This is a genomic window from Catenulispora subtropica (genome assembly GCF_039531675.1).
Taxonomy (GTDB): Bacteria; Actinomycetota; Actinomycetes; order Streptomycetales; family Catenulisporaceae; genus Catenulispora; species Catenulispora subtropica.
This window is the reverse complement of record NZ_BAAAQM010000016.1, coordinates 40,156-61,261: the sequence shown is the minus strand read 5'-3', so window position 1 is coordinate 61,261 and position 21,106 is coordinate 40,156. Positions and strand designations below refer to the sequence as shown.

The 21,106-nt window shown below is 71.0% G+C and carries 22 protein-coding genes; 13 read left to right on the top strand and 9 right to left on the bottom strand.

Annotated features, from left to right (window positions below; translation table 11 throughout):
- Both ABD466_RS15900 and ABD466_RS15895 read right to left on the bottom strand, forming a co-directional pair.
- On the bottom strand, positions 1-360 hold the full coding sequence (locus ABD466_RS15900) for an NADH-quinone oxidoreductase subunit A (RefSeq protein WP_344657817.1): 360 nt from the start codon (positions 358-360) through the stop codon (positions 1-3).
- Between the two features lie 533 nt (positions 361-893).
- Positions 894-1,184 (bottom strand): hypothetical protein, encoded by a 291-nt coding sequence (locus ABD466_RS15895; RefSeq protein WP_344657816.1) that lies wholly within the window; start codon positions 1,182-1,184, stop codon positions 894-896.
- Between ABD466_RS15895 and ABD466_RS15890 the strand changes: the two genes are divergently transcribed.
- On the top strand, positions 1,162-1,467 hold the full coding sequence (locus ABD466_RS15890; RefSeq protein ID WP_344657815.1) for a hypothetical protein: 306 nt from the start codon (positions 1,162-1,164) through the stop codon (positions 1,465-1,467). The two genes, ABD466_RS15895 and ABD466_RS15890, sit on opposite strands and share 23 nt — an antisense overlap.
- A 124-nt stretch (positions 1,468-1,591) precedes the next feature.
- Here ABD466_RS15890 and ABD466_RS15885 read toward each other — a convergent pair whose 3' ends face one another.
- Positions 1,592-4,777: a leucine-rich repeat domain-containing protein gene (locus tag ABD466_RS15885; RefSeq protein ID WP_344657814.1), complete on the bottom strand. Its 3,186-nt coding sequence runs from the start codon at positions 4,775-4,777 to the stop codon at positions 1,592-1,594.
- A gap of 116 nt (positions 4,778-4,893) precedes the next feature.
- Here ABD466_RS15885 and ABD466_RS15880 point away from each other — a divergent pair, with 116 nt between their 5' ends.
- Both ABD466_RS15880 and ABD466_RS15875 read left to right on the top strand, forming a co-directional pair.
- Positions 4,894-6,075: a phosphotransferase family protein gene (locus tag ABD466_RS15880; RefSeq protein ID WP_344657813.1), complete on the top strand. Its 1,182-nt coding sequence runs from the start codon at positions 4,894-4,896 to the stop codon at positions 6,073-6,075.
- Positions 6,076-6,112: 37 nt separating this feature from the next.
- Positions 6,113-6,607 (top strand): hypothetical protein, encoded by a 495-nt coding sequence (locus ABD466_RS15875; protein WP_344657812.1) that lies wholly within the window; start codon positions 6,113-6,115, stop codon positions 6,605-6,607.
- Here the strand turns inward: ABD466_RS15875 and ABD466_RS15870 are convergent.
- On the bottom strand, positions 6,579-7,727 hold the full coding sequence (locus ABD466_RS15870) for a hypothetical protein (RefSeq protein WP_344657811.1): 1,149 nt from the start codon (positions 7,725-7,727) through the stop codon (positions 6,579-6,581). The two genes, ABD466_RS15875 and ABD466_RS15870, sit on opposite strands and share 29 nt — an antisense overlap.
- A 103-nt stretch (positions 7,728-7,830) precedes the next feature.
- Between ABD466_RS15870 and ABD466_RS15865 the strand changes: the two genes are divergently transcribed.
- From ABD466_RS15865 to ABD466_RS15855, 3 genes are read left to right on the top strand one after another with little or no spacing between them, the layout of a single operon-like run.
- Positions 7,831-8,742: an LLM class flavin-dependent oxidoreductase gene (locus ABD466_RS15865; protein ID WP_344657810.1), complete on the top strand. Its 912-nt coding sequence runs from the start codon at positions 7,831-7,833 to the stop codon at positions 8,740-8,742.
- 23 nt (positions 8,743-8,765) lie between these two features.
- Positions 8,766-9,635 (top strand): arylamine N-acetyltransferase family protein, encoded by an 870-nt coding sequence (locus tag ABD466_RS15860; RefSeq protein WP_344657809.1) that lies wholly within the window; start codon positions 8,766-8,768, stop codon positions 9,633-9,635.
- Between the two features lie 39 nt (positions 9,636-9,674).
- Positions 9,675-10,895: a DUF4132 domain-containing protein gene (locus ABD466_RS15855; RefSeq protein WP_344657808.1), complete on the top strand. Its 1,221-nt coding sequence runs from the start codon at positions 9,675-9,677 to the stop codon at positions 10,893-10,895.
- Between the two features lie 13 nt (positions 10,896-10,908).
- On the opposite strand, the gene ABD466_RS15850 is transcribed toward ABD466_RS15855, so the two are convergent.
- From ABD466_RS15850 to ABD466_RS15840, 3 genes are all read right to left on the bottom strand, one after another.
- Positions 10,909-11,664: an HAD-IIB family hydrolase gene (locus ABD466_RS15850; RefSeq protein WP_344657807.1), complete on the bottom strand. Its 756-nt coding sequence runs from the start codon at positions 11,662-11,664 to the stop codon at positions 10,909-10,911.
- A 9-nt stretch (positions 11,665-11,673) separates the two neighbouring features.
- Positions 11,674-12,372 carry a ZIP family metal transporter gene (locus ABD466_RS15845; protein WP_344657806.1) on the bottom strand — a complete coding sequence of 233 codons (699 nt, stop codon included), beginning with the start codon at positions 12,370-12,372 and terminating at the stop codon, positions 11,674-11,676.
- A gap of 250 nt (positions 12,373-12,622) precedes the next feature.
- On the bottom strand, positions 12,623-13,840 hold the full coding sequence (locus ABD466_RS15840; protein ID WP_344657805.1) for an NAD(P)-dependent malic enzyme: 1,218 nt from the start codon (positions 13,838-13,840) through the stop codon (positions 12,623-12,625).
- Positions 13,841-14,152: 312 nt separating this feature from the next.
- Here ABD466_RS15840 and ABD466_RS15835 point away from each other — a divergent pair, with 312 nt between their 5' ends.
- The 4 genes from ABD466_RS15835 (at position 14,153) to ABD466_RS15820 (ending at position 17,820) form a co-directional block, all read left to right on the top strand.
- Positions 14,153-15,163, top strand: coding sequence for an ABC transporter substrate-binding protein (locus ABD466_RS15835; RefSeq protein WP_344657804.1), 1,011 nt, complete (start codon positions 14,153-14,155; stop codon positions 15,161-15,163).
- A 6-nt stretch (positions 15,164-15,169) separates the two neighbouring features.
- Positions 15,170-16,150 (top strand): amino acid ABC transporter permease, encoded by a 981-nt coding sequence (locus ABD466_RS15830; protein ID WP_344657803.1) that lies wholly within the window; start codon positions 15,170-15,172, stop codon positions 16,148-16,150.
- Entirely contained in the window at positions 16,147-16,941 is a 795-nt protein-coding gene (locus tag ABD466_RS15825) for an amino acid ABC transporter ATP-binding protein (protein ID WP_344657802.1), read from the top strand. Before ABD466_RS15830 ends, ABD466_RS15825 begins: the two co-directional genes overlap by 4 nt.
- A 240-nt stretch (positions 16,942-17,181) precedes the next feature.
- Positions 17,182-17,820 (top strand): CGNR zinc finger domain-containing protein, encoded by a 639-nt coding sequence (locus ABD466_RS15820; RefSeq protein WP_344657801.1) that lies wholly within the window; start codon positions 17,182-17,184, stop codon positions 17,818-17,820.
- A 47-nt stretch (positions 17,821-17,867) separates the two neighbouring features.
- Here the strand turns inward: ABD466_RS15820 and sodX are convergent, their stop codons facing one another.
- Positions 17,868-18,209 carry a nickel-type superoxide dismutase maturation protease gene (gene sodX, locus ABD466_RS15815; protein ID WP_425558659.1) on the bottom strand — a complete coding sequence of 114 codons (342 nt, stop codon included), beginning with the start codon at positions 18,207-18,209 and terminating at the stop codon, positions 17,868-17,870.
- 96 nt (positions 18,210-18,305) lie between these two features.
- Here sodX and sodN point away from each other — a divergent pair, with 96 nt between their 5' ends.
- The 3 genes from sodN (at position 18,306) to ABD466_RS15800 (ending at position 20,445) form a co-directional block, all read left to right on the top strand.
- Positions 18,306-18,707, top strand: a complete 402-nt coding sequence (gene sodN, locus ABD466_RS15810) for a superoxide dismutase, Ni (protein WP_344657799.1) — start codon at positions 18,306-18,308, stop codon at positions 18,705-18,707.
- A 248-nt stretch (positions 18,708-18,955) separates the two neighbouring features.
- A complete protein-coding gene (locus ABD466_RS15805) occupies positions 18,956-19,393 on the top strand; it encodes an ATP-binding protein (protein ID WP_344657798.1) in 438 nt (145 codons plus the stop codon).
- 20 nt (positions 19,394-19,413) lie between these two features.
- Entirely contained in the window at positions 19,414-20,445 is a 1,032-nt protein-coding gene (locus tag ABD466_RS15800) for an RNA polymerase sigma factor SigF (RefSeq protein ID WP_344657910.1), read from the top strand.
- 42 nt (positions 20,446-20,487) lie between these two features.
- Here ABD466_RS15800 and ABD466_RS15795 read toward each other — a convergent pair whose 3' ends face one another.
- Entirely contained in the window at positions 20,488-20,925 is a 438-nt protein-coding gene (locus tag ABD466_RS15795) for a hypothetical protein (RefSeq protein WP_344657797.1), read from the bottom strand.
- Between the last annotated feature and the right edge of the window lie 181 nt (positions 20,926-21,106).

Below are 21,106 nucleotides of genomic sequence, written 5' to 3'. Positions count from 1 at the left end.
TCAGTCCCATTCCAATCCACCGCGGCGCCAGACGTACGCGTAGGCGACGAAGACGGTGAGGATGAAGAACACCATCTCGACGAGACCGAACCAGCCCATGGAGTCGAAGCGCACCGCCCACGGGTACAGGAACACGATTTCGATGTCGAAGATGATGAAGAGCATGGCGGTCAGGTAGTACTTCACCGGGAAGCGGCCGCCGCCGACCGGCTGCGGAGTGGGCTCGATGCCGCACTCGTAGGCCTCCAGCTTGGCGCGGTTGTACCGCTTCGGTCCGGTGAGCATCCCGGCCACGACCGAGAACACGGCGAACCCGGCGGCCAGGCCGCCGAGCACCAGGATCGGCGCGTAACTGTTCATGGGTGACGTCCTGTCAGGCAGGTTTGTGTCAATTTCTGGACGGGTGGGCCCTGCTCACGCTACTTGTGGCTGATTTCACAAGCTCCCGCGACGCTCGGTGTCCCGCCGGTGAACCCAGGGTGTCAGTGAACGGTTTCACAAGCGCGACCGTGATCGCCACGGGACGGTCGGTGCCATCTTTCGGCCTGATCCTACGCCTGCGCGGTGTGGGCTGTGCCACAGGGGGGCGGGCAAGTGTGATCGAGATCACCGGAAGATCAACGATCATCAGCCCACGAAGATCATCCAACCGGATAAAACGGCACGTGATGTGATATAGCCGGGCGGCTGAGCCCGCGACCTGGGACCGACTTGCACCCCGCGCGATTGCTCTGCTCGGCACGGGGCAGACCGGAGTAGCGTCGGGGGGTGGACCCGGGACCGGACACGCCGAGGAGGTAGGCGATGCGCGCCCGTGGGCATTGTGTTAGCGCGATGGCCGTATGCGCCGTTCTTGTTGGTTTCACTACGGTTTCCTGCTCTGCAACAGCCAATCAGGTGAAAGCCGGGGCTTCGTCGGGCGGCGCCTCCGGCACCGTCTCCGCGAGCTCGACGCAGGATCCGGCGGCGGACTCGAGTCCGACGCCGAGCCCGCCGGCCGGGAGCGCCACCTCCGGCTCCCCCACAACGGCGCCGACGACGCCTTCGTCCACGGCGAGCCGGAGCTCTCCCCCGAGCGCGAAGCCGTCGTCCCGGCCGCCGACGCCGTCGCGGCCGTCCGTGCCTTCGAGCGCGCCGAGCACTGCGCACGGCGCGGTGACCGTGACGCCGGCGCAGAACGGCACGACGATCCACGTGGCGCTCGGACAGCAGGTGATCGCGGAGATGTTCCCGTATCCGGCTCAGCCGAAGTCCAGTGATCCCGCGGTCCTGCAACCGGGGATCTCACCGATGGTGATCGCGTGCCGACCGCCGGGGACCGCCTGCGTCGAGCCGCCGATGAGTTTCACGGCGCACGAACCCGGAACCGCGCAGATCACCGCACATCGGGACATGTGCGGCGAGGCGCGACGGTGTGTGCCGCCGACGGACTGGACGGATTTCCGAGTCACGATCGTCGTCGGCTGAGCGCGAGCTGGAGCGGGCTCCAGGAGCCGCTCATGGCTCCGTGGCCGCCACGCCTATAAGACGACGCGCCCCGGCCCGGAGAAGCCCGGACCGGGGCGCGCAGCCGTTGTGCCGGCTCTCTCCGTCAGCTGGTGCTGCGCCACGGCTGCGACGGAGCCGGCGGCGGGCCGTAGCCGGGCGGCGTACCGATGTGGGTGCTGTCGGGGTCGGCATTGGTGGGCTGCCAGGTTCGTTCCTCGAACTCGCCGGGACGGCGCGGAGCCGGGGTGAAGGCGTCCGGACTCTCGACGACCTCGACCACTTCTTCGTCGACCACCGCGGCCGGCTCGTCGTACACGACGGTCGGCTGGTCCGGCACCGGCTGGAACACGAGCGTCGGCTCCTCCACGACCGCGACCGGTTCCTCGACGGCGACCACGTCCTCGGGCTGCACCACGCCTTCGGCGACCACCTCGCCGTCCGGCCCCTTCACCAGGAAGGTCTCGCCCTCCGCGAAGCCTATGGCGCGCGCCACGGCCTGGAGTTCGGCGTCCTGCTCGGCGGCGGCCCGGGCCGCTATGGCGTCGACGGAGCCTGCGTGCGCGGCATCGTGCTGGGCGGCGGAAGGTTCGGCGCGATGAGCCGCACCATGGTGAGGTCGCTCGGTCTCGGCGGACGCGACACTCGGCTCCGGCGCCACCGCTTCGGCGCGGTTCGCTTCGGCGACCATCTCCGCCAACAGCGCCGCTTCCTCGGCCGCGGCGGCCTCGTTGGCGGCGGCCAGGGCCGCGGCGTCGTCTCCGGCCTCGGCGGCGGCGACCGCCAGGGCCGCGAGTTCCACCGCCTCCTCGTCCTCGAACGCCGCGGCGGCTTCAGCGAGTTCGGCCGCGAGTTCCGGCTGATCGGCGCCCTCCACGATGTCCGAGGCGTCCGAGATACCTGAGATATCCGCGTCCGGCCCGGCGCCGACGATCACCTCGGCGGCCAAGTCGCGGCGCACACCCTCGGCCGCGGCTTCGAGCACCGCGCGCGCCACGCCGTGCAGCGCCTCGGCGTCGCGGATCCCGATCTCGGCGAGCACCAGCGCCCTGGCCTCGCCGATCGCCTGGTCCAGGACCCCTCCGGCGTTGAGCACCTCGGCGAGTTCGCTGTCGATCGCCTCGGACACGATCTCGGCCGCCGCCTCCTCGGGCGTCTCCTCGCTCACGACCGGCAGTTCTTCGGTCGGGTCGTCCGGGACGGCTGCCGGCACGTGTTCGTCGAGGACGTCGGTGTCCTCGGGCTCCGCCGCAGCCGCCTCATGATCCTCGGCTGCGGCTGCGGCTCCGGCAGCGGTCTCGGGGCTCTCGTCCTCCGACGCCGCGACCGGCTCGGCCTCCGCCGGCTCGGCCTCGGCCGTGGCGTCCGGGTCCTCAGCGGAAGCGTCCTCGGCGTCCGCCCACTCGGCCTCCGCCAACCCCTCCTGCTCCGCCGCGGCCGCCTCGGCGAACGCCTCCTCCACCGCCTGCCCCACAGCGGCCTCGGCGGCCTCGGCGGCCTGCGCCATCAGCGCCGCCTCGGCGTGCACCGCGCCGCCGACGAATCCGGCGATCGCCTGCGCCTCCTGGCGCCGGGCGTCCTCGGCCGCGAGCCGCGCCTGCTCCGCCTCGGCCACACCGGCCTGCGCCACCGCGTCGCGACGGTCGGCCGGCACCCGGTCGCCGAGAGTGCCGAACAGGGCTTTGTCGGCGGTCAGCGCCATGGTGCCGACGTCCCAGTTCTCCGGCACGTCGGTGAGCAACGGGTTGTCGCTGAGGTCGAGCTCCTTGAGGGTCAGCTTCTGCCAGTTGCTGGTCGGCAGGTCCGCCAGGCGGTTGCCGCGCAGCACCAGCGTCTCCAGCTTCGGCAGGTCGCAGACCGAGCGGGGCACCCAGGTGAGCTGGTTCTCGGCGACGTCGAGCTTGCGCAGCGACTCCAGGCCGCCGAAGTTGCGCGGCAGGGAGCTGAGCTCGTTGTCGGACAGGTCCAGGGTGACCAGGTTGCGCAGCATGCCGAGGGTGCGGGGGACCCAGCACAGCTGGTTCGAGGCCAGGTTCAGCTCGGTCAGCGAGCTCAGGCCGGACAGCTGGAAGGGCAGCTCGCGCAGGTTGTTGCCGACCAGGTCCAGAGTCTCCAGGCGGTGCAGGCCGCCGAGGCCGGCGGGCAGCGACTCCAGGTCGCAGTAGGCCAGCGACAGCCAGGTCAGCCGCTTCAGGGCGCCGACCGACGCGGGCAGCGCGGTGAGCGGGTTCTGGGCCAGGTTCAGGGCGTCCAGGTTGGCCAGGCCGTCGAAGCTGTCCGGCAGGTCGCGCAGGCTGTTGCGGGAGACGTCCAACGACGTCAGCACGCGCAGCGCGCCGAGGGAGGCGGGCAGCTCGGTGAGCCGGTTGTAGGTCAGGCTGAGCTTGTCCAGCGAGGCCAGCTGGCCGATCGCCTCCGGCACGTGGGTGAGCCAGTTGTCGGACAGGTCCAGGTCGGTGAGCCGGCTCAGCGCGGCCAGGGAGGCCGGCAGCTCCTCCAGATGGTTGCCGTTCAGCGCCAGGGTCTGCAGTTCGGTGAGGTTGCCGATGGACGCCGGCAGCGTCTGCAGCTGGTTGTTCTGCAGCAGCAGCTTGGTCAGCGAACCCAGGTCGCCGAGCGAGGTGGGCAGCTTGCGCAGCCGGTTGCCGGTCAGGCTCAGCTCGGACAGCCGGATCAGGGCCCCGATGCTCGGCGGCAGCTCGGTGAGGGCGTTGTCGTCGGCGGACAGCTTGGTCAGCGTCTGGGTGTCGCCGATCCAGTCCGGCAGCTCGGTGAGCCGGTTGCCGTCGACGACCAGCACGCGCAGGCTCGGGCCGCCGAGCGCGTCCGGGAGCGCGGTCAGCTGGTTCTGCTGCAGGTACAGGTTGGTCAGGTCGCCGAGGCGGCCGACCACGTCCGGCAGGGTGCTGAAGGAGTTCTCGTCCAGCCACAGCGACGCGAGGCGCTCCAGGCCGGCGAATTCATCCGGAAGAGTGGTCAGGCCGTTGCCGGTCAGGCTGAGCTCGATCAGCCCGGTCAGCTGCGCGACCTCCGGGGGCACCTGCCCGGCGCCGTTGCCGTCCAGCCAGAGCCGGCGCAGCCGCTCCATCCGCGGCAGGCTCTCCGGCAGGGTCCTGAGCTGGTTGCCGGACAGGTTCAGGAACGTGACCGGGCCGACTTCCGGCAGGCCGCCGAACTCCGCGGGCAGCGCGACCAGACCCAGGTTGGACAGGTCCAGCCCCACCTCCCCGTTCTCCTCGGTGGTGAGACGGTCGCTGACGAGCCTTCTGATGTGGTCGATATCCGGGTTCACAGTCCGTCCCCCTGCGTCGTTCCTGAAGTGGCATCTAGATGGTGTTCGGCGGTCAAAGACTGCCATCCCCGACGGGTGTATGTCGCATTGACGCTACTCCGCTTATAGTCCGCGCCGTGAGCGAACCGAACAGGCGCGCCGACGCGGAACCGGAGACCACCCGCCCGCGGACCAGCACTCGCGACCCCGAGGAGTTGCGAAGGGCACTGCGATCATGGTTGTCCACCCGGACCGGTACCGATCACGTCGAGATATCCGATGTCGCCATCCCCCCGTCGAATGGCATGTCCAGTGAGACGTTGTTGTTCGACGCCCGTTGGCCGACCGCGGGCGGCGCGGAGGACCCGCACGGCGGCGTAGAGGTCCACCGCTGCGTCGCGCGTCTGGCCCCGGCCGCCGACGCCATGCCGATCTTCCCCGAGTACCGGATGCGCGACCAGTTCACGATCATGGCGCTGATCGGCGCCCGCACGGCGGTTCCGGTGCCGCGCACACTGTGGTACGAATCCGACCCGGCGGTGCTGGGCACCGAATTCTTCGTCATGGCGCGGGTCGAGGGCGAGGTGCCGCCGGACATCCTGCCGTACACCTTCGGCGACAACTGGCTGGCGCGGGCCTCCGACGCGGACCGGCTCCGCCTGCAGGAGTCGACGATCGCCACCCTGGCCCGCATCCACGCGCTCCCCGCGACCGCCGAGGAGGTCGCGTTCCTGGGGGACCTGTCGGCCGACGGCGACACCGCGCTGCGCGCGCACGTCGACAGCTGGCGCGCCTATTACACGTGGGCGCACGGCGAGCGGCCGATCCCGGTGCTGGAGAAGATGTTCGGCTGGCTGGACGCGCACTGGCCGGCTGCCGTCGACACACCGGTCCTCAGTTGGGGCGACGCCCGCATCGGCAACATCATGTACCGGGACTTCACCCCCGCCGCGGTGCTGGACTGGGAGATGGCCGGGATCGCGCCCCGCGAGGTGGATCTCGGCTGGATGGTGTTCCTGCACCGTTTCTTCCAGGACATCGCAGAGTTCTTCGGTCTGCCCGGACTGCCGGGGTTCCTCTCCTTCGCCGACGTGGCCGGCCACTATGCCGCCCTCACCGGCTACCGCCCCCGCGATCTGGAGTTCTACGAGGCCTACGCGGCCCTGCGGCACGGGATCGTGATGGGCCGCGTGAACCAGCGCCGCGTGCGTTTCGGCGAACAGGAGGCCCCGACCGATCCCGACGGGTTGGTGAACCACGCCGCGACCCTGGAGCGCATGCTCGACGGCAGCCACTGGAGCTCATCAGGACCCGTATGATCGTCGGGACACACGAGTCCGGACAGGGGAGGAACCGATGGCCGAGCAGCCGCGGACACCGGTGATCATGCAACTCGACGCGGGCATTCCGCCCGGCGAGGAGAACGAACTGCGCGAAGCCCTCGCCGCCGCCGGCTTCGACCTCCTGGCCCAGGACCTCCCGAAGGTCCGCGGCATGGAGAACCTGGACGCCGTCGCGCTCCTGATGATCCCGCTGCACGCCTTCCTCACCACCGCCGGCGAACATCTGGCCGCCGACGCCTACCCCCGGTTCAAGAACGCCGTCCGGCGTCTGCTCCACCGCCCCGCCAAGGACGAGACGAGACCCGCACCGCTGATCGTGCAGGACACCGCCACCGGCCTCAAGGTCGTGATGGAGCGCGACCTCCCGGACGAGGCTTACGAGGCCCTGCGGACTCTGGACCTGACGGCGTTCCGGACCGGTCCGGTCGACTGGGACCGCGGCCGCGGGCGGTGGCGGTCCCTGACCGACGAGGTGAACCTCAGCGCACCATCCCCCGCCCGCCCGTGATCCCGCCGGTCCTGGACGTGCTCGGCTGCCGGTTCACGGGCGTGATCACGTCGATCTGCGCCTCAGAACTCCGCCGCGGCCCCGACCACCGGGCCGGGACCGCGTCGATCCGGTACGCCAGCGCGTAGGCCACCGCCTCGTAGTTCACCCGCCATCCCCGGAAGTGCGGCCAGGCCTCCTCCGGGGTGCGCTCGAACTCGTAACCCTGGGCCCGCATGCGCTGCACGCCGTAGAGGAACTCCTCATAAGTGAGGTCGATCGCATCCTCGGGCGAGGGATCCGGGTTGTAGGGCACGCGTTCGGTCCGGGCCAGTTCCCGCAGGGTCACGAAGCCGCTTCGCAGAGCCATCCGGATCTCGCCGACGTTCTGCGAGGGGTTGAACGCCACGTGCAGGGCCGCCGCGTCCAGGACCGCCAGCAGGGCGATCAGCCAGTTGCGGTGGGCGCGCGGGGACCGGAAGTAGATCAGCACCGGGTAGCTGGTGTGGCTCTCGGACACGTCCGCGGTCCAGCGCTCCCAGCCGCGATAGAGGTCGGGCAGCTGGTCGTTGAGGTTGACCATGGCGTAGCGGGCCAGGATCTCCGGACCCCAGGCCGGGCCGCCGGCGCGCGCCTCCAACATCGTCACCTCGGTCTCGCGGCGGGCGTAGGCGGCGTAGAGCGCCGGCAGGTACCCGACCAGCAGGCCGATGGCGACGGGGCCGGTGACCGCGGCGGCGAAGTCGACCGCGTTCAGGCGGCTCTTGTCAGCGGACGCGAAGCCGAGTGTGAACAACGAGGAACCGGCCTCGCGGGCGGAGGCCCGCCAGCTGAGGCCGCCGACGCCGTAGTTGATCATGGCGTAGCCGGCGAGGAAGGCGCCCAGCCAGCCGACCAGTTTGACCACGACCGACAGCGGGCCGGCGTAGGCGAGGATGCGGTCCTTGGTCTCGTACCGGTCGAAGCGGTCGGCCAGGAACTGGAACGCGTGATAGACCAACCGGCCCAACTTGTTCGACAGGCCCGGGCGGAACACCCGCGGGACCACCAGCGTCCGCACCTCGGACATGAAGGTGCCGAGTACCACCAGGACCCCGGCCACGCCCCAGAACGCCCGCACAGCCCCAGCTCCTGTGATCATCGATGCGATCCGCAGGATCCACCGACGGGTTAACAAAGCGATCCGGCCGTGAGGCCGCATCGGACGCCAACACTGTCACTGTGATCGTAATAGGCTCTGGCCCATGTTGCGTCTCGGCGTCTGCATCATGCCCGACCGTCCGTTCCGTGAGGCCGCCGCGCGCTGGCGGCGGGCCGAGGATCTCGGCTTCGCCCACGCGTGGACCTACGACCACATCACCTTCAGCGGCATCCCCGACGGCCCTTGGTACGACGCGCTCACCACCCTGGCCGCGGCCGCCTCGGTGACCGAGCGGATCCAGCTCGGGACGCTGGTCGCGACCCCGAACTTCCGGCATCCGGTGCCGTTCGCCCAGCAGATCATGAGTCTCGACGACGTCTCGGGGGGCCGCTTCGTCCTCGGCTACGGCGCCGGCTCCTTCGGCCCGGACGCCCGGGTGCTCGGCTACGGCGAGGACGGCCAGGGCTGGTCCGGCAAGGAGCGCGGCGAACGCTACCGCGAGTCGGTGGAGATCCTCGACCGGCTGCTGAGCTCCGGCGGCGAGGGCCGCGCCCGCACCACCTACCGCGGCACGTATTACAGCGCCGTCGACGCCCGCATGGAGCCCGGCTGCGTGCAGCGGCCGCGGGTGCCGTTCGGCCTGGCCGCCACCGGCCCGCTGGGCCTGCGCACCGTGGTGAAGCACGCGCAGCTGTTCATCGCCGACGACACCCTGGCCGGCCGGGAGGCGGACGGCACCACCGAGGACGTGACCTGGGCGGCGCTGGAGAAGGTCAGCCGGAAGCTGGACGACGCCCTGGAGAAGGAGGGCCGCGACCCGGCCACTCTGCCGCGGCTGCTGCTGTCCGGTCTGTCGCCGCTGCGGACCATGGACTCCAAGGCCCGCTTCGAGGAGGTCTCCGGGCGCGTCGAGGAGTTGGGCTTCACCGACTTCGTGATCCACTACCCCCGAGAATCAGGGGCTTACGCCACCCCGGCGCACGTCCTTGACGAGATCGCGCCCGCGAACGCCTGAACCCTGCCTTACTCTATGTCACCATGGCGAACATAGACGTCCAGGGGTATCTCCGCCGCCTGGGCACCGTCGACCCCGGAAAGCCCACGATCGAGGGGCTTTTCGCGCTGCACCGCGCGCACGTGGAGCGCGTCGCGTACACCTCCCTGCAGGTCCACCTCGGCCAGCGCACGACCCCGGACCCGTACGAGTCCGCGGCCCGCATCGTGGCCGGCGAGGCCGGGTACTGCTACCACCTCAACGGCGCCTTCGGCACGCTGCTGGAGACCCTGGGCTACGACGTCACCTGGCACCGCGGCCGGGTGTGGTCCCCGGAGCCGCGCGGCCACGGCCTGGGCCCGATCCAGGACGAGCCGAACCATCTGGTGCTGCTGGTGGAGGCCGAGAACACGCTCTACTACTGCGACACCGGCCTCGGCGACGGCCTGCACGAGCCGCTGCTGCTGGTGCCGGGCGAGGCGACGCAGGGCCCGTACACGTACACGCTGGAGCGCACCCGCTTCGACAACGGCGCCTCCGGCTGGAGCTTCACCCACGACCCGAAGGCGGAGTCCTTCACCGGCATGGTCTTCGAGGAGCGGATCGCGTCCCTCCAGGACTTCCTGGCCCGGCACGAGTGGATGGAGACGGACCCGGAGTCCGGCTTCGTGAAGAACCTCGACGTGTACCGCCGCGACGCCCAGGGCGTGGACCACCTGCGCGGCTGCGTCCTGACCCGCTCGGACGGGACCACCACCGAGCGCCGGGAGATCACCGACTCCGACGAGTGGTTCGACGCGCTGGCCGACGTCTTCGGGCTGCGCCTGCCGGGGATCGGGGACATCCAGCAGGAACGGCTGTGGAAGCGGGTATGGATCCAGCACACGGCATGGACGGCGGCGCAGGAGCAGTAGGGGCGGCGGTGGCGTTCGCGCGCCGAGAGGACGGACGCGGTGGCTTGGTGGCGGGGGCGACGCAGACGGCGCGCGGAGCGCGAGGCGGCACAGGGATCGGGCACGGGCCCGGATACGGACGCGGATACGGACGCGGACGCGGACCGGACGGCGACACCGGCCTCAGAGGTCGACGCTCGACAGGCGGCGGATCCCGACCGCAACGAGCCGATCGCTTTCGCGCCGTGGCGTGAGCTCGACGGCGGGGTGTACGTCCTGCTGCTCGGCTCCCTCGCGGCCGACCCCGGCGTGGACCGGATTCTGGACCGATGCGCCCAGGGTGCGACCTGGCCGCACCGGGAGCGCTGGCCGGTCGACGAGGCCCCGGAAGCGTCCGAAACCCTGCGCCGGCTGGTGGCCAAGGAGGACCCGGCCGGACCGGAAGCCGGCGTGTTCGTCGGCGGGATCATCAATGCCCTGGCGTCGCTGCCGCCCGCGGACGCCGTGCCGCACCTGGTCCGCCTGGCCGACCAGAAGTCGGGCCTGACCGCCGGGTCCGTGCCGGCCGCCCGCGCCGCGATCCGGGCCCTGGGCATGGTCTCCGGCGAACTGGTCCCGCCCGCGCTGCACCGGCTGGCCTCGGAGTCGCCGCGGGCCGTGCTCCGCAAGGCCGCCTACACCGAACTGAAGCGCCGGCTGCGCACGCTGTCCGACGCGCCCGAGTGGACCGCCGACGCCTTCGGACTGGACGCCGACAGCAGGACCAGGATCACCGTCGGCCGCGACCACACGGCCGAGGTCGAGGTGCGGCCCGGCGGCCGCGTCCAGGTCGTCTACCGCGACGCCACCGGCCGCGCGCTGGCCGGGAAGCCCACTGCCGCCACCCTGGACCCGGCGGCGATGAGCAGCGTCGCCGATCTGGCGAACAACCTCCGCCGAGCGGTCCGGGCGGCGAAGACGCGGCTGGCGACGGCGCAGCAGGAAGGCCGCGAGATCCCGGTGACGGACTGGGAGGAGCACTACATCGCGCACCCGATCATGGGCCCGCTCGCCAGGACTCTGCTATGGGAGGTGCGCCGTGACCAGGAGTGGCGGGCCGGGCTGCCACGCTTGGTCGAGGCCCGCTGGTCGCTGGTCGCGCCCGGCCGGGTCCGCTTGGTGCTCGGGGACGGCGACGTCCTGCGCGTCGTCGCCCCCTTCAGCCTGACCGGTCCCGACGCGAAGCACTGGTCCAAAGCGCTCGGCAGAGCGAAGGTCCACCCGGTCTTTCCTCAGATCTAGTTGAGGCGGACGGCTACAACCACCCTTCGACGAAGTCCGCGGTGTCCTCCCACGACTTCACCGGCACCGACCGGATCCCCATAGCCTGCACCGGATGGTCGTTGCCCTGCGGGTCCAGCCGGTCGCCGACGAACAGGACGGCGTCCATCGTCACGCCGAGCTCGGCCATCAGCTTGCGCATGCCGTAGGCCTTGTCGATGCCCCGGGCGGTGACGTCCACGGACGTGGACCCGCCGCTGCGCACCTCCAGGTCCGGCAGGCGCTCGGCCGCCCACGCGCGCAGCCGCTCCTTCTTCGAGCCGTCCGGATCCCACGCGGACTTCTCGGCGACCGGTGCGGCCTGACCGAGCGCGGAGAACGTGATCTGGCTCCCGCGGTCCTCGATGATGTCGCCCCAGGTGTGCTCCTCCCACAGGCCGAGTTCCTTCGCACCCTGCGTCAGTACGTCGATGACCTGCTTCTTGGTCTCTTCCGGCAAGTCCTCGGCGTATATCTCCTTCCACTCCCCGTCCCGGAACAGGTAGTACCGCGTCCCGTTCGTCGGCATCAGATTCAGTCGCGCCAGCTGGTCCGGCGTGGCGGACAGGTGCTCCAGCACCTGTTTCTGGAACTGGGGGAAGGCCCCGCCGGAGATGACGCAGACCTGCACCTCGTCCAGCAGCCGGACCAGCAGTCCCGCCATCCGCGGGGTGATCGCGGACTTGGACTCGGCCAGGGTCCCGTCCAGATCGAAGGCGATGACACGGGCATCAGGGTCATGATGGGTCATGCCTCCATATCACCCCAGATGCGTCAGCAGTGCCAGCACGGAGGCCAGCACCCCGGCCGAGACCACGGTCGCCGAGCGCGCGACCATCGCCTGGCCGCGCTCGGCGGCGATCCGGTAGGCGGACAACGCGGTGCGGGCCAGCACACCGGCCACGGCGGCGGTGAGCAGCGGATGCGCCTTCTCCGGCAGGCCCAGCGAGCCGACCACGAGCATTCCGAACGCCGGCGCCACGCAGGCGACCCCTAGCCAGAGCGCCGCGGCCCACCGCCGGCTCTGCTCGGCGCCGAGCAGAGCGGTCAGCGCGAAGCCCTCGCTGGCGGCGTGCACGACCAGAGCCAGCACCAGCGGCGCGGACGCGGCGACGGCCAGCGCCGACCCCTCCAGCGCGCGGTGCACGCCGAGAGCCGCGGCGGTGCCGACACCGCCGGCCAGCCCGGGCTCGCACGGGCAGCCGCGCTTCATCAGCACCCCGGACGCCACGAAGCCGAGCGCCCCGACCAGGATCACCGCGGGCCAGCCGACCCCGGTCTCGCGCACGTCCCCGACCACGTCGGGACCCAGATCCGCGACCACGACCGCGATCAGCGCCCCGCAGGACGCCGCCAGCGGCAGCGCCGCGGCGCGGGGCGAGCGCCGCCCCAGGTCGGCGCCGAACAGGGTCGCGGAGGCGATCAGCGCCACCCCGAGCCAGCCGTCGAAGGTTCCCATGAGAGCCGTCCCCTCCACCGATCCCCAGCAACTCCCTGTCACAGAGTGTGACCGAGAAGGGCGAATCGTGACAGACCCCCGCGGGGTATCAGAGGTCGGATCGTTCCGGAAGGAACCGGCGGCGGACGCACTGGTGCCCGGCAGCTCCTGAGGAGCTGCCGGGCACCAGTGCGGAGACCCTATTACGGCCGCCCGTCTCCCACCACCACCCGTCAAGGAGACGCTTCGCATCGCGGCATCATCGAATGCCCTACAAGCGCGCCACTCCGTCACGCCGGGCCGCGTCGGCGACGGCGGCGGTCACGGCCGGGGCGACACGCTCGTCGAACGGGCTCGGGATCACCTTGTCCGCGGACAGCTCGTCGGCCACGACACCGGCCAGTGCCGTGGCGGCGGCCAGCTTCATGCCCTCCGTGATGCGCGAGGCCCGCACCGACAGCGCGCCGGCGAAGACACCGGGGAAGGCCAGCACGTTGTTGATCTGGTTCGGGAAGTCCGAGCGGCCGGTGGCGACCACGGCGGCGTACTTGCGGGCCACGTCCGGGTGGATCTCCGGGGTCGGGTTGGCCATGGCGGCGATGATCGCGTTCGGGGCCATGGTGGCCACGACCTCCTCCGGCACCTGGCCGGAGGACACGCCGATGAACACGTCCGCGCCGCGCATCGCGTCGGCCAGGCCGCCGGTCAGCCCCGCCCGGTTGGTGATCGCGGCCAGCTCGGCCTTGACCACGTTCAGGTCCGCCCGGTCCGCCGAGACGATCCCGCGCGAGTCGACCACCGTCAGGTCCCCGATGCCGGCGTCGAGCAGGATCTTGGCGATCGCCACGCCGGCCGCGCCGGCGCCGGAGATCACCGCGCGCAGGTCCGCCAGCGGGCGTCCGACCACCTCGGCGGCGTTGCGCAGCGCCGCCAGCAGCACGATCGCGGTGCCGTGCTGGTCGTCGTGGAACACCGGGATGTCCAGGCGCTCCTGCAGGCGGCGCTCCACCTCGAAGCAGCGCGGGGCCGAGATGTCCTCGAGGTTGATGCCGCCGAAGCCGGGGGCCAGCCGGGCCACGGTCTCGACCAGTTCGTCCACGTCGGTGCAGTCCAGGCAGAGCGGCACCGCGTCCACGCCGCCGAACTGCTTGAACAGCACCGCCTTGCCCTCCATCACCGGCAGCGCGGCCAGCGGGCCGATGTCCCCCAGGCCCAGCACCGCGGTGCCGTCGGTGACCACCGCCACCGTGTTCGACTTCCAGGTGTAATCCATCGCCAGCTCGGGCCGCTCGGCGATGGCGGTGCAGACCTCGGCCACACCCGGGGTGTAGGCCAGCGACAGATCGGCGCGGTCACGCAGCGGGACGGTGGCGCGGACCTCCATCTTGCCGCCGCGGTGCAGTCCGAACACCGGCGGCTCGGCGGCCGGAACGGCCTGCGCGACGAGCCCTTCGTCGAGGATCTCGGTGGGGATGAGCTGCCCTGACATGGCTGACCCCTAGCTGCCGCTGGGCGGCGGGTTGAGGGAAACGGGGGACGGACTGTGGTGAACCTGTTGAGGGGATGAGGGGAGGTTCGCCCGGCGGCGGCGCTGCAGTCGGATGGTCATCCGTACCGCGCTCCGCCCACCGTGGATGGATCCACATCGACGCTGTCGCATCGACACAGCGGGGTTCGCCCGTGATGCGATTTTTACATAGCTGCCTATGTTCAACAGCACTTGGCCGGTGCAAGGATTCCAGCACCGTACCCCATGAAGGTGGCTGGAGAGGGGTGCGACCACCCACGAGGAGGAGAACACATGCGAGCCGGGAGAACTCCCAAGGCCGTCATAGTCGGGGCCGCGGGGATCGCGCTGGCCCTCACCGCCGCCGGGTGCGGCAGCGGCAGCAAGCCGGCGGCGTCCGGCGGCGGCAGCACCACTGGCGCGCCGAGCAGCGCGTCCAGCCCGGCGTCCGCCTCGTCGTCCTCGGCTTCGGCCTCGGCCTCGGCCTCCGGCTCGTCGTCCTCGTCCGCGGCCGGCGCCGACAGCGCCGCCGCCGCCCTGGTGCCGGACGCGATCAAGAGCAAGGGCACGCTGACCATCGCGACCGACCCCAGCTACCCGCCGAACGAGTCCAAGGACGCCAACGGCAGGATCATCGGCTGGGACGTGGACCTGGGCAACGCCATCGCCGCGAAGCTGGGCCTGAAGGCGAACTTCACCGAGGTCACCTTCGACGACATCGTCACCGGCATCTCCACCGGCAAGTACGACGCCGGCATGTCCTCGATCACCGACAACAAGAAGCGTGAGGGCGTCGACGACTTCGTGACGTACTTCAACGCCGGCACCAAGCTGATGGTCCCGAAGGGCAACCCGAAGAAGCTCACCGGCACCGGTCCGACGGACCTGTCGCTGTGCGGGCTGACGGTCGGCGTCGAGAAGGGCACCGTCCAGGAGACCGACGACATCCCGAACCGCAACAAGGCGTGCGAGGCGGCGGGCAAGAAGGACATCAAGACCCTCTCGCAGGACACCCAGGACCAGATCAACGAGTCGCTGGGCTCCGGCCGCTGCGACGCGGTGCTGGCCGACTCGCCGGTCGTCGACTACTACGCCAAGAGCGGCAACTTCGAGGCGGTCGGCGACATCTACGCCGGTGCGCCCTACGGCATCGCCGTGTCGAAGACCAACACCGGGCTGTCCCAGGCGATCCAGGCCGCGCTCAAGGACCTGGTGGCCGACGGCACGTACCACCAGCTCACCACCAAGTACGGCATCCAGGCCGGCGACTACACCACGCCGGGCCTGAACCAGGCCCAGAGCTGAGCCGCCTTGAGTGAGAACAACCCGGCGGCGGACGCGGACGACGCGCCCGCCGCCGCCTTCCGCCCCCCGGTGATCCGCGCGGTGCCGGTCCGGCACCCGGGCCGCTACATCAGCGCGGCCATCCTGCTGGTGCTCCTGGCGATGTTCGTCCACATGCTGTGGTTCAACAAGAACTTCAGCTGGGACCTGGTCCGGCAGTGGCTGTTCTGGCACACCATCGTCAACGGCGTCTGGGTCACCCTGCAGCTGACCGCCTTCGCGATGGTCATCGGCATCGCCGGCGGTGTGCTGCTGGCCGTGATGCGGCTGTCCGGGAACCCGGTGTCGTCCTCCGCCGCATGGGGCTACACCTGGTTCTTCCGCGGCACCCCGGTGCTGGTCCAGCTGCTGTTCTGGAACAACATCGCGGCGCTGGTCGGCAGCCAGATCAGCTTCGGCGTCCCGTTCGGCCCGGCGTTCTTCCACCTGGACACCAACTCCACCATCACCCGGTTCAGCGCCGCGGTGCTGGCTCTGGGGCTGAACGAGGCCGCCTACATGTCCGAGATCGTCCGGGCCGGCCTGCTGTCGGTGGACGAGGGCCAGACCGAGGCCGCGGCCTCGCTGGGGATGCGGCGCGGCCGGATCATGCGGCGCATCGTGCTGCCGCAGGCCATGCGCGTGATCATCCCGCCGACCGGCAACGAGACCATCAGCATGCTGAAGACCTCGTCGCTGGCCTCGGTGATCGGCGTGGTGGAGCTGACCGACGCCAGCGAGTCCGCGATCCACCTGTACTTCAAGGCGATCCCGTTCTACGTCGTGGCCTCGCTGTGGTACCTGTTCTTCACCACGGTGCTGTCCATCGGCCAGTACTACATCGAGCGGCACTACGCCCGCGGTTCGTCCCGGACCCTGCCGCCGACCCCGTTCCAGAAGCTGCTGCGCGCCAACCTGACGTTCCGCCGCCACCACCCCTACACGGAAGCCAGGGAGGCGCTGCGGTGACCGCCGACCAGATCCCCGAGGGCTCCCGGTCGCGGCCGGCCGTCGAGATCGACAACGTGTACAAGTCCTTCGGCCACCTGCAGGTGCTGCAGGGCGTGTCGATGACGGTCCGCGAGGGCGAGGTGGCGTGCCTGATCGGGCCCTCGGGCTCCGGCAAGTCCACGCTGCTGCGCTGTGTGAACCACCTGGAGAAGATCGACGCCGGGCGGATCATCGTGCACGGCGAGCTCGTGGGCTACACCGAGCGCAACGGCCGGCTGCACGAGATGCACGACCGCGACGTGGCCCGGCAGCGGCGCGCCATCGGCATGGTGTTCCAGCGCTTCAACCTGTTCCCGCACAAGACCGCGCTGGAGAACATCATCGAGGCGCCGACCCAGGTGCTGGGGATGGGCAAGGAGGCGGCGATCGCCGAGGCGCGCGTGCACCTGGAGAAGGTGGGACTGTCGGACAAGGCCGGCAGCTACCCGAGCCAGCTGTCCGGCGGGCAGCAGCAGCGCGTGGCGATCGCCCGGGCGCTGGCCATGCGGCCCTCGCTGATGCTGTTCGACGAGCCCACGTCCGCGCTGGACCCGGAGCTGGTCGGGGACGTGCTCGCGGTGATGCGCGCGCTGGCCGAGGCCGGCATGACGATGATCGTCGTGACCCACGAGATGGGCTTCGCGCGCGACGTCGGCGACACCGTGGCGTTCATGGACGGCGGGGTGATCGTGGAGAACGGCGACGCCCGCCAGGTCATCTCCGAGCCGCGGCACGCCCGCACCCAGGCCTTCCTGGCGAAGGTCAGATAACCCGTACGGGGATCCCCCCGGAGACACCCGCCCCCGGCTGCGCACCCGCGCGGCTCCGGGGGCGGCCCGGTGCGCTTTCTTGGGTGTTCCCCCCAAAGGTCCGATGATGCGATTGTTGAATCGGGAATGAATTGACCCTCGCGCCCGGCCCCCGAACGGCGTACCGTCATGGCTACGAATCGAGCAGAACGTCGGGCATCGGACGCCTGGCGCCTCTGAAGGCGAACAAGGACGAAGACCGTGGAACTCGCATCCTACGCAGATCGGGCGGTGTCGCTGGTGAACACCGCCGACCCCTATCGGCACCGCGACACGCTCACCACGTGTGAGCAGGCCAAGGAGCTGCTGGCGCCGGAGGGCAGGTGCCGGGTCACCAACGCCGACGTGGCCGAGCTGCGCGCCATCCGCGACCGGCTGCGGGAGGTGTTCGACGCCGCGGAGTCCGGCCGCGTGCCGCGCGCCGTCCAGGTCCTCAACTCCCTGATGAAGCAGTACCCGATCCGGCCCGTGGTCACCGACCACGACGGCGCCTCCTGGCACCTGCACCTGGCCGAGGGCGCGCCGACCATCGCCGCGGTCTACGGCGCCAAGGCCGCCATGGGCCTGGCGGTCCAGGCCACCGAACTCGGCTTCGACCGGCTCGGCGTCTGCCAGGCCGCGCCCTGCCGCGAGGTGTTCATCGACACCTCCACCAACCGCTCGCGCCGCTACTGCTCGGACCGCTGCGCGACCCGGGCCAACGTCGCGGCCTACCGGGCCCGGCGCAAGGAGCAGGCCCGCGCCGCCGCCGCGAACGAGGCCGCGCAGAGCGGCTCCTCGGAGGTCCCGGCGACCGCCTCCCCCTCCAAGGTGATGGCCGGCGCCTCCCACGGCCGCTGACGAGCTCCCAGCCCCACTGGGACCTCGAAGGCGGGCCGCGGGCCGGCTCAGCGCTTCCGCGGGATCCGCGCGACTCCGAGCGGATCCCGCAGGCGCAGGACGGCGCGGGCCAGGACCAGCCGGTCCGGCACTGCGCCGAACTCGCGCGAGTCGGACGTCACGAACATGTTGTCGCCCTCCAGCCACCACCCGCCGTCGGTCCGCCGGACCGCCCGCTTGACCAGCAACAGGCCGTCGGCGCGGGCCGGGTGCCGGGCCACGACCACGTCCCCCGCCCGCACGCGGCGCGCCGGGATCCGGCGCGCCAGCACGAAGTCGCCGTCGCGCAGCGCGGGCGCCATCGAGGGCCCGCTGACGCGGTGCACGGCCCACCGGGCGAAAGGTCTCACGGACGCCACCATGCCACGCGTCCGATCTTGCGGGGCAGTAGGGTCGGGGACGTTAGTTGTCCGCTGCACCCGGCGCACCAGATAGGGGAACCTGACATGTTCTCGCGGATCTTCTCCCGCTCCTCCGCCGTCCACGCCCACTGCGACCTGCCGTGCGGGGTCTACGACCCGGCGCAGGCCCGGATCGAGGCCGAGTCGGTGCTGGCCATCACCAAGAAGTACGCCGACAGCACCGACGAGGCCTTCCGGACCCGGGCCATTCTGATCAAGGAGCAGCGCTCCGAGCTGGTCAAGCACCACCTGTGGGTGCTGTGGACCGACTACTTCAAGGCCCCGCACTTCGAGAAGTACCCGCAGCTGAACACCCTGTTCAACGAGGCCACGAAGCTGGCCGGCGCGGGCGGCACCAAGGGCAGCATGGACCCGGACGTGGCCGAGCAGCTGCTCGCCAAGATCGAGGAGATCTCCAAGATCTTCTGGGAGACCAAGCAGGCCTGAGCCCTGCCCCCAGCGGTCCGTCCGACGCCGGAAATCCTCCGGCGTCGGACGGCCCTTTTATCGCCCGAACGGGGTACGTTGAGCGTGAGGGACGAGCACTGAGGGTGCGTCCGGGCAGCAGCCGGGCACGCGTTCGGCGTACGATCCGCAGCAGAATGATTCACTCCAGCAGCGGAGGTGTCGTGCATCAGCACTCTGCCCAGCAGACGGCCGTCCCCACATTCGCCTCTACGAACGCAGGAAGCGGAATGGGACAACAAAACGGTGGTCCGCAGGACTTCGTCGAGGTACGCATCCCGGCCGAGGGAGCGTACCTGTCAGTGCTGCGTACGGCGACGGCGGGCTTGGCGGCTCGGCTGGACTTCACCCTGGACGAGATCGAGGACCTGCGCATCGCCGTGGACGAGGCGTGCGCCATCCTGCTGACCAAGGCGGTGCCCGGCTCCGGACTGACGTGCCGCTTCGAACTGCGCGACGGCGCGCTCGCGGTGGACGTCTCGGTGCCCACCCTGGACGGCAAGACCCCGGCGCGCGACACCTTCGCCTGGACCGTGCTGGCCGCCCTGGCCGGCCAGGTCGACGCCCACGTCTCGGACGCCCCGGGCCCGGACGGCCCGGCCGGCGCCGGCATCGGCCAGACGGTCACCATCAGCATGCTCAAGCAGCGCGGCGTGGGAGCCGCGTGAGCGCCGCCGAGGAGATCCCAGTGCGCGCCTCCGAGCCAGACGAGATCCCCGCCGCCCGCCGCGCCGGGTACGGCGAGGACCGGCCCGGCGCGTCCCCGGCCGCCGCCGGCGCCGAGGACGCCCTGGACGAGATGGACACCGAGCAGGACCTGGACGGCGACTTCGACGAGCCGGCGCTGGAGCTGGACGAGCTCGGCCCGGACCTGGACGCCGACGAGGCCCCGGACCACGAGAGCCCGGCCGCCGGCCCGACCTACCCGCTGCGCCGCCCGCCGCGCCAGGGCGGTCCGCACGCCGAGGCCCACGCCCGCGCCCGCGAACTGTTCGCCCGCCTCAACGAGCTCCCCGAGGGCTCCACGGAGCGCAAGCAGATCCGCGACGAACTGGTCCAGATGCACCTGCCCCTGGTGGAGCACCTGGCCCGCCGGTTCCGCAACCGCGGCGAACCCCTCGACGACCTCACCCAGGTGGCCACGATCGGCCTGATCAAGTCGGTCGACCGCTTCGACACCGAACGCGGCGTCGAGTTCTCCACCTACGCCACCCCCACGGTGATCGGCGAGATCAAGCGCCACTTCCGCGACAAGGGCTGGGCCGTCCGCGTCCCGCGCCGGCTCCAGGAACTGCGCCTGTCCCTCACCAGCGCCACCAGTGAGCTCTCCCAGCGCAACCGTCGCTCCCCCACGGTCGCCGAACTGGCCGAGTACCTCAAGATCTCCGAAGAAGAGGTCCTCGAGGGCCTGGAGTCGGCGAACGCCTACAGCACCCTCTCCCTCGACGTCTCCGAAGGCGGCGACGAGGACTCCCCCGCGGTCGCCGACTCGCTCGGCAGCGAGGACGAGGCCCTGGAGGGTGTGGAGTACCGCGAGTCGCTGAAGCCGCTCCTGGAGCAGCTCCCGCCCCGGGAGAAGAAGATCCTGCTCCTCCGCTTCTTCGGCAACATGACGCAGTCCCAGATCGCGGAGGAGATCGGCATCTCGCAGATGCACGTCTCCCGCCTGCTGGCCCGCACCCTGGAGCAGCTCCGCGCCCAGTTGCTGGTCGACGAGTAGGAAGAAGCGGCTACCGCAGCAGTACCGGCCCCGGCCCGACCGCTAGTCCCGACGCCAATCCCGCGTCAGCGCAGCGGTCGAGGCCGGGGCGAAGACGCAGGCCAAACCGGCGACGGCACACGCGACGGTCGGCACCGCCCCGGCCCAGAAGCCGGCCTTCACCATGAAGTACGAGACCCAGAGCGCCAGCAGCTGAAGCATCACCGCGGGCGTCCTCGCCCGCATCTTCACCCGCGCCAGCCCCCGTGCCACCAACGGCAGCGGCGCGGCGAGGATCAAGAACGTCACCGCGACGGCGATGGCCTGCCCCCGCTCCCGCGGCGTGCCCACGAAGGCCTCCACCAGGAGCCACACCGCGTAGCCGAGCGCGACCAGACTCTCCACCGCGACGATCGCCGCCGCGCCGAGAAGGGGTCGCGGGGCCTGGTTCGCCACGGCCGCGGTGTCCGGTACGGCCTGCGGGGTCGGATTGCTCGGCATATGCAGGAGGGTAGCAACGCCGGCGCGCGGAGCCGCGAAGTACCGGAAGCTCAGGCCGCCCGCGCGGCGAGTCGCGCAGTGTCATGGCGGGGAATCGCTTGCCGCCCCGCGGAGACGCGTGACCGGCTCCCCACGGCCAGTGGCGAAAAGACGATGAGCGACCGGGGTTCGCCCGCACCCC

Bases quoted from the DNA above. Each gene is read 5' to 3' on its own strand.
- ABD466_RS15875 (WP_344657812.1), top strand. From the start codon at position 6,113: ATGGCCGAGCAGCCGCGGACACCGGTGATCATGCAACTCGACGCGGGC.
- ABD466_RS15845 (WP_344657806.1), bottom strand. From the start codon at position 12,372: ATGGGAACCTTCGACGGCTGGCTCGGGGTGGCGCTGATCGCCTCCGCG.
- sodN (WP_344657799.1), top strand. From the start codon at position 18,306: ATGTTCTCGCGGATCTTCTCCCGCTCCTCCGCCGTCCACGCCCACTGC.
- ABD466_RS15870 (WP_344657811.1), bottom strand. From the start codon at position 7,727: ATGATCACAGGAGCTGGGGCTGTGCGGGCGTTCTGGGGCGTGGCCGGG.
- ABD466_RS15850 (WP_344657807.1), bottom strand. From the start codon at position 11,664: ATGACCCATCATGACCCTGATGCCCGTGTCATCGCCTTCGATCTGGAC.
- ABD466_RS15840 (WP_344657805.1), bottom strand. From the start codon at position 13,840: ATGTCAGGGCAGCTCATCCCCACCGAGATCCTCGACGAAGGGCTCGTC.
- ABD466_RS15865 (WP_344657810.1), top strand. From the start codon at position 7,831: ATGTTGCGTCTCGGCGTCTGCATCATGCCCGACCGTCCGTTCCGTGAG.
- ABD466_RS15795 (WP_344657797.1), bottom strand. From the start codon at position 20,925: ATGCCGAGCAATCCGACCCCGCAGGCCGTACCGGACACCGCGGCCGTG.
- ABD466_RS15900 (WP_344657817.1), bottom strand. From the start codon at position 360: ATGAACAGTTACGCGCCGATCCTGGTGCTCGGCGGCCTGGCCGCCGGG.
- ABD466_RS15860 (WP_344657809.1), top strand. From the start codon at position 8,766: ATGGCGAACATAGACGTCCAGGGGTATCTCCGCCGCCTGGGCACCGTC.
- ABD466_RS15835 (WP_344657804.1), top strand. From the start codon at position 14,153: ATGCGAGCCGGGAGAACTCCCAAGGCCGTCATAGTCGGGGCCGCGGGG.
- ABD466_RS15805 (WP_344657798.1), top strand. From the start codon at position 18,956: ATGGGACAACAAAACGGTGGTCCGCAGGACTTCGTCGAGGTACGCATC.